A 12,944-nucleotide genomic window follows, 5' to 3' on the forward strand; every position below is an offset into this window, starting at 1 on the left:
GACGTCGGTGTAACGTGGCGTATCGATCGGGAGCACCCAGCGCATGAACACGACCGACACGACGCCGCGCCTGACTTCACTGTCGCACGGCGGCGGTTGCGGCTGCAAGATCGCGCCGGGCGTGCTGGCCGGCCTGCTCGAGGACATGCCGGCGGCGGCCGGCTTCGCCGATCTGCTGGTCGGACGCGAGACCTCGGACGATGCGGCGGTCTACCGCCTCGACGACTCCCAGGCGATCGTCGCGACGACCGACTTCTTCATGCCGATCGTCGACGATCCGTTCGACTTCGGCCGCATCGCCGCGGCCAATGCGCTGTCGGATCTGTACGCGATGGGCGCGACGCCGCTGTTCGCGCTGGCGATCGTCGGCATGCCGGTCGCCGTACTGCCGGCCGCGACGATCCGCGAGATCCTGCGCGGCGGCGAAGCGGTCTGCGCGCAGGCCGGCATCCCGGTCGCCGGCGGACACAGCATCGACTCGGTCGAGCCGATCTACGGCCTGGCCGCGATCGGCCGGGTGCATCCGCGCGACGTGCGGCGCAATGCGACGGCGCGAGCCGGCGACCGGCTCGTGCTCGGCAAGCCGCTCGGCGTCGGCATCCATTCGGCCGCGTTCAAGAAGGGCCTGCTCGACGCGGCCGGCTACGACGCACTGATCGAGACCACGACGCGGCTCAACCGGCCCGGCATCGAGCTGGCGCGGCTCGACGGCGTGCACGCGATGACCGACGTCACCGGCTTCGGCCTGCTCGGCCATCTGCTCGAGATCGCCCGCGGCAGCGGTCTCGGCGCGCAGCTCGAGATGGCACGGGTTCCGCTGCTGCCGGCGACGCGGGCCCTGGCCGAGGCCGGCGCGACGACCGGCGCCTCGGCGCGCAACTGGGGCGCCTACGGCGACCGCGTCGATCTGGCCGATGCGCTGCAGCCGCTCGATCGTGCGATCCTGACCGATCCGCAGACCAGCGGCGGCCTGCTGGTCGCCTGCGCGCCGGACGCCGTCGATGCGGTGCTCGCGACGTTCGCGACCGCCGGTTTCGGCGACGCTGCGGTCATCGGGTCGCTGGCGGCCGGCGAGGCGCGCGTCGGCGTGCGCTGACGCCGGCCGGGCGAAGCGAGGGCAGGGCGGCTAGTCCGGGAGGCGGCCGCGCATGGGCGCATCGCAGCCGCGCCCAAGTGAGCGGCCACACCGCCGCGTCACGGCACGAAGCTCAGGAACAGATACGCAGCGAAGATCACCAGGTGGACCACGCCCGGCAGCACCGTGGTGCGGCCGGTGCGCAGCGAGATCGACACGACGAACAGCGACAGCACCAGCAGCAGGGTCTGCTTCATGTCGAGGCCGAGCGCGAGCGGCCAGCCCATGACGACGGACAGGACGGCGACGACCGGCACGGTCAGGCCGATGCTGGCGATCGCCGAGCCGACCGCGAGATTGAGGCTGGTCTGCAGGCGATTGGAATGCGCGGCGCGGATCGCCGCGACGCTCTCGGGCATCAGCACGATCGCCGCGATCAGGATGCCGAGCGTCGCCGCCGGGGCACCGGCCGCACCGAGCGCGGCCTCGATCGACGGCGAGATCGCCTTGGCACTGAGCACTACGGCGACGAGGGCGACCAGCAGCAGCGCCAGACTGGTCAGCGCGTCGCGCGTGGTCGGCTGCGCGGCGTGCTTGTCCGGATCGTCCTCGTCCTCGTCGGTCGGCAGGAAGTAGTCGCGATGGCCGATCGTCTGGAACAGCGTAAACGCGACGAACAGCAGCAGGACCGCGATCGCGACGAAGATCAGCTGACTGTCCGTATAGACCGGACCGGCCGCGCTCGTGGTGTAGTTGGGCAGGATCAGCGTGAATACCGCGATGACCGTCAACGCGCCCAGTGCGGCATTGATGCCGTCGAGCCTGAATCCCTGCACGCGATGACGGCGGCCGCCGACCAGCAGGCTGGCACCGATGATGCCGTTGAGGATGATCATGATCGCCGCGAAGACCGTGTCGCGGGCGAGGCCGGCCGCGTCGGCGCCGCCGGACAGCATCATCGAGACGATCAGCGCCACCTCGATGATCGTGACCGCGAGCGCCAGCACCAGGGTGCCGAACGGCTCGCCGACGCGATGGGCGATGACCTCGGCGTGGTGCACCGAGGCGACCACGTTGCCGATCAGGCCCAGCACGATCAGCGCGATGAGGCCGGGAGTGCCCGGCGCGATCCAGGACAGCGCGAGAACCGCGAGTCCGGCCGGCGGAATCGCCAGGGTCCAAAGCGGGTTGTGCCTGATCTGCTGACTCATGGAACTCCTGGAATCGAGGCGCGGCGCGCGACCATCCCGGATCATAGCGGGCCGTGACGCCCGTCGCCGGATCGTGGCCGGGATTCGACCTCGCGGCCGGCGCGATCTTCCGGCATCCGTCGCGATCTTCCTCGCCAGCGGCGCCGGCGGGCCGCCTCGCAGTGCCCGATTCGCCGCCGCAGCGCCGAGGGCATGGCCGCGGCAGGAGCCGTTGCCGGCTGGGAACGTGCGGCTCGTCACGGTACCGGTGCGGCGCTCGTGACAGCGTCGCACCACGCTTCGCAGCGCGATCCTGAACGCCGATCGCGGCAACTTTCATCGGGGCGCGCATCTTCACTCGACCCAAGCCAGCGCTGCCGGCTGCTGCCGTCAGCGGGGCTCGTCCCGTATCGACTCCGGCGTATCGGCATCGCCTACGCCCGCACCGAATCAGGAGCACCCGGATACCGCGACTTCGACATCGACACAGGAGGTGACCCGACGACAGGTACTGAATCGAGCAAGGCCCGTTTCACACCGACGTTCACATGCACACAGGAGTGTAAGCACCATGTTGAAGAACGAACACAAGGGAATAACAGGCGCGGCGCGCGGCCGCGGGGCAGGGGCGCTGCAGCGCCTGCTGGCGATCGCCCTGCTGTCGTTGCCGCCACTGGCGGCAGCAGCCGATGCGCCGCCGCGCGTGCAGGACATCGTCACGCCGGCCGCGGTGGCCGATGTCGTCCACATCCAGCCGTTCACGCTGCAGGAAGGCTACGTCTTCGACTGGCGGCAGGAGCGGCCGCGCGTGACATCCGGCACGCTGGCGGTGTTCAAGGTCGCGCCCGCTCTGGTCTATCCGCGCGATGCGGCCGAGCCGGTGCTCTACGCCGGCAGTCAGACCGCGCAGCGCCTCAATCACGGCTACGAGTCCGGCTTCGTCGTCGCGCTGATTCCCGGCGACGTCAATCTGGCACGCGAGCCGGTCTGGTTCGGCGCTGCCGATCTGCCCGAATGGGTCAATGCCGACACGATCAGCAGCGAACGCGCCAAGGCGCAGCAGGCGGGCATCGCGCCGTTCGACGAGAGCACGGTCCGCAGCGTCACGCACGATCGACTGCAGTCGCACGACCTGGCGAGCCTGCTTCGCGATCACGTCGCGGAGGTGGTGATTCGATACGCGCCGCAGGAGAGGGCGCTGGCCGATACGTGGCGGCTGCCGATCGCGCAGCACTGACCATCGTCGACATGGAACCAAGGAGGACACCAATGAACACGATATCCGCAATCCGGCCGAGGACGGCGTCGATCGTTCTGGTCGCGCTGGTCACGCTCTGGGCACAGGCATCCTGGGGCGCGGTCACCAAGACCGAACTGGCCGGCCGCTCGCTGACGCAGTACCCGTTCTTCGAGTACGTCAAGGCGATCAACCAGAACACCGGCGTCGAGGTCGCGATCGATCCCACGCGCTTCCCGGCGATCGTCGGCCAGACCTGCGACATCTACGTCGTCGCCGCCAAGACGACGACGCAATGGAATACCAATCCCGCGCTCACCGACGTGACGCTCGGCGGCGCGATGACGGTCACGTTCATCGCACCGACGATCCAGGTCAACACCTACCCGGTCACCGCGCCATCGGAACTCAGCGGCAATGCCGGCACCGATCTCGGCGTCGGCTACGACGTCGTCCTCGACTGCAACCAGGACGGCATTCTCAACGGCAACGACTACATCGACGGACGCAACAACGAGTCGGGCTTCTACGTCGTGCACGACACGACGACGGCCGGTCCGCTGCCGGTCACGCACGTGACCTACAGTCTCAATCCGGCAGTCGGGACGACCTACGGCGTTCCCGGCAGCCATCTCGCCGAGGATCTGTTCTATCCGACCGGCATCGCGACGATGGGCACGCTGCCGCTGATCGTGATCTCGCACGGCAACGGCCACAACTACGCCTGGTACGACCACATCGGCAACCACCTGGCCTCGTACGGCTACATCGTGATGAGCCACGCGAACAACACCGGACCCGGACCGTTCAATGCATCGACCACGACGCTCGGCCACACCGATGCGTTCATCGACCAGGCGGCCGCCGGCGTGATCGCGGGTGGTGCGCTGGTCGGGCACGTGGACACCGGGCGCATCGTCTGGATCGGCCACAGCCGCGGCGCCGAGGGTGTCGCGATCGGCTACGACCGTCTGTTCGACGCGACCTACGTGCCGGTCAACTACGTCAAGGCCAACATCAAGCTGATCAGCAGCATGCTGCCGACCGACTTCAACGGCCCCGGCGTCGCCGATCCGCACGATGCCAACTACCATCTGTGGACGGCGTCCGGCGACGAGGACGTGGACGGTTCGGCCGGCTGCAATCTGTGCCAGACCTATCATCTGCACGATCGCGCGACCGGCCACCGCCAGTCGACGTCGGTCCAGGGCACCGGCCACGCCTGGTTCCACAACAATCCGGGCTACCCGTGGTTCGTCGGACCGTGCTCGATCGGGCCGACCAGCGCGCTGACGCATCAGATCCAGCTGGGCCATCTGCTGCCGCTGGTCAAGCGCTACGTCGACGACAACATTCCGTCGATCGATTTCCTGACGCGCCAGTACGAGAGCTTCCGGCCGATCGGCGTACCGACCGGCAATGCCTGCATCGTGGTCAGCCACGAATACCTCGACGCCTCGGTCGGTGCGCAGAAGACCGTCATCATCGACGACTACCAGACGCAGTTCGCGACCAACCTCAGCAGTTCCGGCGCCGCGGTGGCGTTCAACGTCACCAACCTCACCGAAGGCCTGCTCGACGACAACAACTCCGATTTCGTCTGGACACCCACCGATCCGTTCAATGGCGCCACCCAGGCCGGTCCGGGCGACACCAGCCGCGGCGTGGTGTTCGACTGGAACGGTGCGAACCGGTTCTACGAATGGGCGGTCCCGATCACCGAGCAGGACTTCACCGACAATCTGCTGCTGTCGTTCCGCGGCGCGCAGGGCACCCGGCATCCCAATACGCTGGCGGTGCTCGGCGATCTGACCTTCGACGTGACCCTGCGCGACGCCGCGTCGGTGACCAGCTCGATCAACATCGGGGCGTTCGGCGGCGGTCTGGAGCAGCCGTACCAGCGCGACGGCGGCTGGCACAACGAGATGGAGACGATCCGCATCCGGCTGACCGATTTCCTCAACAACGGATCGGGGATCGACCTGACCAACATCGTCGCGATCCGGCTCGACGTCGGTCCCGCACACGGATCGTCCGAAGGCCGCATCGTGATCGACGACCTCATGCTGACCAACGATCGCGCGGTCTACGACGGCGGCACCAACGGCGACCCCCACATCACGACGGTGGACGGCACGTACTACGACTTCCAGGGCGCCGGCGAATTCACGCTGCTGCAGGATGGTGCGATGGAAGTGCAGGTGAGGCAGACCGCGATCTCGGGCACCTCGCCGATCGCCAATGCGCATACCGGCCTCAGCAGCTGCGTCAGCGTCAACACGGCCGTCGCGGCCCGCGTCGGCGGCCACACGGTCAGCTACCAGCCGGACCTGTCCGGCCAGCCCAACCCGAACGGGCTGCAGCTGCGCATCGACGGCGTGCTGACCGACATCAACGCGCTGCAGAGCGTCAACCTCGGATCGGGCGGGCGAGTCGCCAAATCGCCGGTCGGAGGCGGCATCGACATCGACTTCCCGAACGGCACCTCGTTGAGTGCGATTCCGCAGTGGTGGGGCGCGCAGAGCAAGTGGTATCTGAACCTCAGCGTGTTCAAGACGCCGGCGACCGAAGGCATCATGGGCGCGCTCTCGCCCGGCGGCTGGCTCCCGGCCTTGCCGGACGGCAGCTCGATGGGGCCGCGGCCGGCGGCGACGGTGCAGCGTCACCTCGATCTGAACCGCACGTTCGCCGATGCCTGGCGGATCACCAATGCGACCAGTCTGTTCGACTACGCGCCCGGCACCTCGACCGCCAGCTTCACCGACAAGAAGTGGCCGCCGGAACCCGGTGAACCGTGCATCGCGCCGGACTCGCCGCGCGTGACGCCGATCCGTTGGGAAGTGGCGGCCCACGAATGCCGCACCCTGATCGACGGCGCCCTCAGGCACAGCTGCACGTTCGACGTCGCCGCGACCGGCGAGCTCAGCTTCGTCAAGGCCTACCAGCTCAGCGAGAAGATCGATCTGGAGGCGACGCAGACCGACGTCCGCATCGCGCAGAACCCCGGCAGCGTCACGTTCGTCGCACTGGTACGCATGAAGAAGTCGGGCGAGCCGGTCGCCGGCAGCGCCGCAGTCGGCATCGCGGGCGGCGAAGTCCGCTTTACCGTGGATGGCAGGGACATCGAGCCGGCGCTCAGCCTCGATGCCCATGGCCAGGCGGTCTGGAAGGTCGAGCTTCGCCCCGGCACGCATACGGTCAGCGCATGGTTCTCGCCGAGCAGCGAACGGCCGCTGCTGCCAAGCGGCAGTGCCGAGACCGCATTCGTGGTTCGTCGATAGCGGGAAGGCCGGCGTCGGCACGAGCCGACGCCGGCCGTACGGCAGCGGCGCCCGACAGCGCCGCTGCCGTGATATCGGGCATGCGAGCCGCTATGCGAGACCGGGTCGCATCGAGGGACATCGGAGCGAGCCGCTTCAATGGCTTACGGGTTGGAGCACGGGATAGCCGTTATCTTGGAAGCCAAGGAGAGGGGGTTATCAATGGTATGCGAAGGCCAATCCTGTATTTGACATAATATACATATCCATACATATGGGCTGTTAGCTCGTAGCAACCCTCGGCCGCCGCACCGTGTCGGGAAATTCGCGAAAGTCGCGAGTCAGTAACGCGGCTCGACGAGCAGGTCCAGATGCGCCGTCCCATCCGTACCCAAGGCCGCATCCTCGCTCGCCCAGAGCCGCATCAGCGTCTCGATATCCTGGCAGGCCGAGTGCCTGCCGTCGAAGTGCAATACCGTGACGGTGCCGTAGTTCAAAAGGACGGCGCCGTATACTTCGGGCTCGATTTTCGCGTTCCGGCGCAGGCAGTGAGGATGAAACTCGGTCAGTACGATCGGCCGCTCGCGCTCGAGCGTCCGTGAGAAGCCGCGCCAGGCATGCAGCTCGTGTCCTTCGATGTCGAACTTGACCACGTCAAAACGCGATTCACCGGCAAGCCGGTCGTCCAGGCGGCACGCCTGCGCATAGAGCAACGATCCACCATGGCTTCCTTCGCCCAGAATCTCCCCGTTCGACGTTCCGGGATGTGTACCCATGCATATGACTCCGGCAGCATCGGACGCCGCGAACGGTTCGACACGTACCTGGGTAAACCCGTTGCGCGCGACCGTGGCATAGATGAGCTGCGCGTTCTTGTCCATGGGCTCGACCGCGACCACACGGCCGGCGCTCCCTACCCGATGCGCAGCCCAAGCCGTGAAGTAGCCGATATTCGCTCCGACGTCGAGAAAGCGTCCGCCCGGCTGCAGGTATCTGTGCAGGACCGTGACCACATGTGGCTCCCATTGCCGCGTAGTCGCCACCGCCCTGCCGACATCGGTATCGTCTGCTCGCACTACGAGCACGTGACTGCCGAGATTCACCTCCACGGGCTCGGTTTTGTAACGACTGTGAAATTCGTTCGATCCCAGGAAGCGCTCGGCGAGCTCGAACGGCGTCAATACCTGGTCGCGAACCAGACGAGTACAGGTTTCCAGACCCTGAGGGTCCGGCAACCGGCCGAGCAACAGACGATAGGCGTAGCGAACGTCTTCGACATCGGCCCTTTCGGTGCTCATGCCGCTCACGGACATATGCGAGGGTCGCTTCCAAAACGCTTTGCGCAGCAGATGCGGAACCATTCTTCAGTTCTCGATGTGTGCCGACTAACCACGTCAGCCGGCTTGAATGAAAAGGACTTCGCGCGGATCAGGGTCGTGTCGAATGCTTGTCCATCGCATACGACCAGAAGAGTGAACCGGCCATCCTGCCAGGCTCCCTGCTACGCTAAAGATATGCCTATTCGATGCGCTGCGGTCGAGTCCTGCGCATACAGCGCGTCCTCGTCGGGCTCCCGGTGGTGGCGGCGCCAATCCGGCACTTCCTAGGCGCAGGACCTGGCGGCAGCGCGTGGATCGCGCGATAAACCGAGCTGGCGGAGCTCGAGGCACGCGGCCGGCCGGCTGCCGCGAACATACGCTTGCGAGTCGGCTTCACCCCGTGCTGAACGACGATGGCGCCTGCTCGATGACGGTAGCTGGCTTGAACTACCCGCCGTGCAATCGGCCGCGCCCGTCGGCTACAGTGCGCATCCGAACATCGATGGCTCGCGGACCGTCCTGTCCCGAGACCTCCTGGGAGCGCATCCGTTGCACACGCGAACCTTCGTACTGAGAGCGCGCGCGGCGCCGACCGACAGCGCCAGACTGCTGGCGTCTGTCGGCCAGGACGCGCACACCGAGGTACTCGCCCACACGCTGATGAATGCGATCTTCGTCGCCCAGTCGCATCGGACGGAGGTGACCGTGTTCCTGGTGCTCGAAAGCACCCAGGACTATTCGCGCACGATCCGCTTCGACGCCGACCGGATGCACGACATCGGCGGCTTCCACGAGCAGGCGCTGCTCGCCAAGATCGCCAAGGCGCTGGATACGTCGCACGGCATGGGCAAGGACGAATCGCGCCCGGTCGAGGACGGCGTGACGGTGCGCACCGTTAGCTTCGAACGGCTGGTCGACGAGCTGGCCGAGCGCCATCAGCTGTACCTGATGGACCGCAAGGGCACGCCGATCCGCACACAGGCCTTCGGGGGCGATCCGTGCTTTCTGCTGACCGACCACATTCCGATGCCGAAGAAGACCTTTCACAGCCTCGAACGCAAGGGCGCGCGGAAGATCTCGTTGGGCTCGAGGATGCTGTTCGCCTCGCAGTGCGTCGTGCTGATCCATCACGAGCTCGATCAGCGAGCATCGCTCCCCTGATGCCGCCGCACGAGACACGGCGATTTTCGATGGCACTCCTCGGGGAAAACGGACATCCGCCCTGCTCCGCGGCTCTTCGTGCCGCGATGGATCCGAAGCGCGCGCGATCGCGCCGGATGCCGGCGGCTACGACTCGCAGGAGCTGCCGGAAAGAGCCGGTCGGTACCGGCGTGTGAGACCCCAAGGCTGTTGCGGCTTGAAAGTCGCAACAGCCCCAGGGCCACGGTCGCCTGCAATCTGTGGCCGGAGTTGCGGCTGAAGACTTACGCGAGGGTCGCCTTCAAGCTGATCTCGGTGTCGAGCAGGCGGGAGACCGGACAATTGGCCTTGGCATCGGCGGCGATCTCCTGGAACTGCGCGTCCTCGATTCCGGGCACCTTCGCGTCCAGGGTCAGCGCGACCGACGAAATCACGAATCCGGTATCGTCCTGTTCGAGCGTGACGAGCGCTTTCGTGTCGAGCTGGTCGGCGGTGAATCCGGCCTTGTTCAGCGCCAACGACAGCGCCATCGTGAAGCAACCGGCGTGCGCGGCGCCGATCAGTTCCTCGGGATTGGTGCCGGCGACGCCTTCGAACCGGCTCGCGAAACCGTACGGATGCGCCTTGAGCGCCCCGCTCTGCGTCGAAATCGCACCCTGTCCATCCTTGAGCCCGCCACGCCACTGGGCCGAACCGCTGCGCTGAATCTTCATCGTTGCCGTCCTCGTATCAAGAGAGAGTATGTCCACCACGTGCGCCTCGCGCGGCGAGCGCATCGAGGCGCGACGAAGCCGGAACGATACGCGGTGGCAGCGTGTCGCGCCGTGAACGCGGCATGATGTGAGCCATCACGTGACGGATTGTTTGGGACGGTTCAGCCCCGATCGGCGACACTGCGCATGCGTCGGATCCGGAGTCTCCTTCCCCCTGAGGTACTCCCCGCACGCGCCGCGCGAGAGCGCCGCCATCAGGGACGATCGGATCGCCAAGGACTTACCGGCCAGAGAACGTACGGCCCCGGCAATGCCGGGGCCGATTCTTTTCAGGCGTTCGAATCTCGACGGACCTGCGGCCGCCGTTGGCGACGCGAGGGTCGAACGAGAGACTCTGAGCGCTTCGACGCCGGGTCTGGTTTCGCACCATCCATACCAAAGCGCGCTCGCAGCGCGCATCTTCCCTCGCCAAGGCGCATGCGCCATGTGACGCGAACGCGCCGCATGTGCGCGCGAACGCAGCGACCTTTGCGCAGATGCGCCAAGCGCGCAACAAAAAACCCCGCACGATGGCGGGGTTTCTCGGTTGATCATCGGATCGGGATGTCGCATCCGACGATCGATAGGTGGTGCCCAGGAGAGGACTCGAACCTCCACGGTTTTACCCGCTAGTACCTGAAACTAGTGCGTCTACCAATTCCGCCACCTGGGCATACCGGCCGGCAGTGCCGACCGGGGCGCGAACAATACGGTTCACCTGCCGCATTGTCAACGGAAAAATGCAGCTTCGCGACGGGCGCGAAGCTGCCCTGCTCTCTTACCAGATCACCACGCGCACGTCGTCCGGACGCACCATCGGATCGCCGGCCTTGCAGTCGAACGCGGCCGCGAAACTCGGCAGGTTCGACGGCGCGCCGATCGCACGGAAATTGGCCGGCGCGTGCGAGTCGGTGGTCAGCCGGACCTTCAGTTCGGACGGCGTGAAGTTGCGGCGCCAGACCGTGGCCCAGTTGAGGAAGAAGCGCTGGTCCTGCGTGAAACCGTCGATCTTCGGGTCGGTGTAGCCTTCGCCCTGGGCGCGCTTCATCGCGTCGTAGGCGACCGCCAGGCCGCCGAGATCGGCGATGTTCTCGCCCATCGTCAGCTTGCCGTTGACGTGGATGCCGTCGATCGACTCGTAGGCGTCGAACTGCGCGCCGAGCTTGGCCGTGCGCTGCTCGAAGCCGGCACGGTCGGCATCGGTCCACCAGTTGTCGAAATTGCCCTTGGCGTCGAACTTGCTGCCCTGGTCGTCGTAGCCGTGCAGCATCTCGTGGCCGATCACGGCGACGATGCCGCCGTAGTTGAGCGCATCGTCGGCCTTCGGATCGAAGAACGGGGGCTGCAGGATGCCGGCCGGGAACACGATCTCGTTGCGCGTGGAGTTGTAATAGGCGTTGACGGTCTGCGGCGGCATGTACCACTCGTCGCGGTCGACCGCCTTGCCGATCTTCGAGTAGCGATAGCGCGCATTGAAGGCGATCGCCGCGACGATGTTGTCGGCGTAGCTGTCGCGCGTGAACGTCAGGCCGGTCCAGTCGCGCCACTTGTCCGGATAGCCGATCTTCGGCGTGAAGGTCGACCACTTCTCGAGCGCCTTGACCTTGGTCTCGTCGCCCATCCACTCCAGGTTCTCGAGCCGGTGCTTGAGCGCCTGGCTGAGATTGCCGACCAGCTGCTCCATCTTGGCCTTGGATTCGGGCGGGAACGCGATGTCGACATAGAGTTGGCCGAGCGTCTCGCCGGCCAGGCCGTTGAGCGCGTTGAGCACGCGCTTCCAGCGCGGCTGCTGCTCGGCCTGGCCGCGCAGCGCCTGGCTGTAGAACGCGAAGTTCTGATCGGCGAAGGCATCGCTGAGATACGGCGCGGCGTTGTCGATCTCGTGGAAGCGCAGGTACGCCTGCCAGGTCGACACCGGCACGTCGACCAGCATCTTGTCCATCTCGGTGAAGAAGTCGCGCATCGACAGCGAGAACATCTGCGGCTGCTCGACGCCGACCGCATCGAACAACGCGGTCCACGAGAAGTTCGGCGTCAGCGCATCGGCTTCGGCGAGCGTGGCGGGCTGGTAGCGCTTGGCCGGGTCGCGCAGTTCGACGCGCGGCAGCGAGGCCTTGGCCAGGCGCGTCTCGAGCGCCATCACGGCCTCGGCCTGGGTCGCGGCCGAGGCCGCATCGACGCCGGACAGTTCGAGCATCTTCTTGACGTGCTCGACGAAGGCGGTGCGCGCCTTCTGGTAATCCTCGCGATCCTCCAGGTAGTAGGCGCGCTCGGGCAGCGACAGGCCGCCCTGCCCGGCATAGGCGATGACCATCTCGGAGTTCTTGTAGTCGGCATTGCCGCCGAAGCTGAACAGCACGCCGCGGCCCTGCGCATAGGCGTCGCGTACGTAGGCCGCGACCGCGGCCGGCGAATCGATCGCGGCGATCCGGGCGAAGAACGGCTCGAGCGGCTTGGCGCCGGCGGCATTGATCGCCTTCTCGTCCAGACCCGAGGCGTAGAAGTCGCCGACCAGCTTCTCGATGCCGGTCGCGTCGGTGCGCGCGGCGGCGGCCTCGGCGATCTTCTGCTGCAGTTCGAGCGAGCGCTCGCCGAGGATCTCGAAGCTGCCCCAGGTCGTGCGGTCCGCCGGCACCGGATTGGCAGCGAGCCACTTGCCGTTGACGTAGGCGTTGAGGTCCGTGCAGGCCGGCACGGCAGGGTCGAGATCGGCGGGGTTGAACGCGATCATCGGCGTCTTCAGGGCCTTGGGATCGATCGCGGCGGTGGCCGGTGCGGGCTTGTCGGCCGTGGCCGGAGCCGGATCGGCGGCCGGCGTCTGCGCCTGCTGGCAGGCGGCCAATACCGTCGTGATCGAGAAAGCCAGGATGAGGGGTCTGGCGTGGCGCATACGCATGGGGCGGCTCCGGATGAGAGGCAGTCTGCCAATGTAGGCGATCCGGCCGGCACGCGAGTAGTTCGAAAGTCACGG

8 protein-coding genes and 1 tRNA gene are annotated in these 12,944 nt (G+C 66.7%); 4 read left to right on the top strand and 5 right to left on the bottom strand.

What is annotated here, in order from left to right; genetic code table 11:
• Positions 1–43: 43 nt before the first annotated feature.
• Positions 44–1,096, top strand: coding sequence for a selenide, water dikinase SelD (selD, locus tag VMR06_RS06945; RefSeq protein WP_325374476.1), 1,053 nt, complete (start codon positions 44–46; stop codon positions 1,094–1,096).
• A 98-nt stretch (positions 1,097–1,194) separates the two neighbouring features.
• Here selD and VMR06_RS06950 read toward each other — a convergent pair whose 3' ends face one another.
• A complete protein-coding gene (locus tag VMR06_RS06950) occupies positions 1,195–2,286 on the bottom strand; it encodes an ionic transporter y4hA (protein ID WP_325374478.1) in 1,092 nt (363 codons plus the stop codon).
• A 550-nt stretch (positions 2,287–2,836) separates the two neighbouring features.
• Between VMR06_RS06950 and VMR06_RS06955 the strand changes: the two genes are divergently transcribed.
• Positions 2,837–3,502, top strand: coding sequence for a hypothetical protein (locus VMR06_RS06955; protein WP_325374480.1), 666 nt, complete (start codon positions 2,837–2,839; stop codon positions 3,500–3,502).
• Positions 3,503–3,534: 32 nt separating this feature from the next.
• Positions 3,535–6,783, top strand: coding sequence for a hypothetical protein (locus VMR06_RS06960; protein ID WP_325374482.1), 3,249 nt, complete (start codon positions 3,535–3,537; stop codon positions 6,781–6,783).
• Positions 6,784–7,103: 320 nt separating this feature from the next.
• Here VMR06_RS06960 and VMR06_RS06965 read toward each other — a convergent pair whose 3' ends face one another.
• The gene (locus tag VMR06_RS06965) at positions 7,104–8,123 is read right to left on the bottom strand and encodes an FkbM family methyltransferase (RefSeq protein ID WP_325374484.1); all 1,020 of its coding nucleotides are present in this window, start codon (positions 8,121–8,123) and stop codon (positions 7,104–7,106) included.
• A gap of 414 nt (positions 8,124–8,537) precedes the next feature.
• On the opposite strand from VMR06_RS06965, the gene trmY reads away from it, so the two are divergent.
• A complete protein-coding gene (trmY, locus tag VMR06_RS06970; RefSeq protein ID WP_325374486.1) occupies positions 8,538–9,242 on the top strand; it encodes a tRNA (pseudouridine(54)-N(1))-methyltransferase TrmY in 705 nt (234 codons plus the stop codon).
• Between the two features lie 263 nt (positions 9,243–9,505).
• On the opposite strand, the gene VMR06_RS06975 is transcribed toward trmY, so the two are convergent.
• The 3 genes from VMR06_RS06975 to VMR06_RS06985 form a co-directional block, all read right to left on the bottom strand.
• Positions 9,506–9,934: an OsmC family protein gene (locus VMR06_RS06975; RefSeq protein ID WP_325374488.1), complete on the bottom strand. Its 429-nt coding sequence runs from the start codon at positions 9,932–9,934 to the stop codon at positions 9,506–9,508.
• Positions 9,935–10,561: 627 nt separating this feature from the next.
• Positions 10,562–10,646 (bottom strand) — tRNA-Leu (locus tag VMR06_RS06980).
• Positions 10,647–10,751: 105 nt separating this feature from the next.
• Entirely contained in the window at positions 10,752–12,869 is a 2,118-nt protein-coding gene (locus VMR06_RS06985; protein ID WP_325374490.1) for a M13 family metallopeptidase, read from the bottom strand.
• Positions 12,870–12,944: the final 75 nt, after the last annotated feature.

The organism is Dokdonella sp. (assembly GCF_035511235.1).
In the GTDB taxonomy this organism is placed as follows: domain Bacteria; phylum Pseudomonadota; class Gammaproteobacteria; order Xanthomonadales; family Rhodanobacteraceae; genus Dokdonella.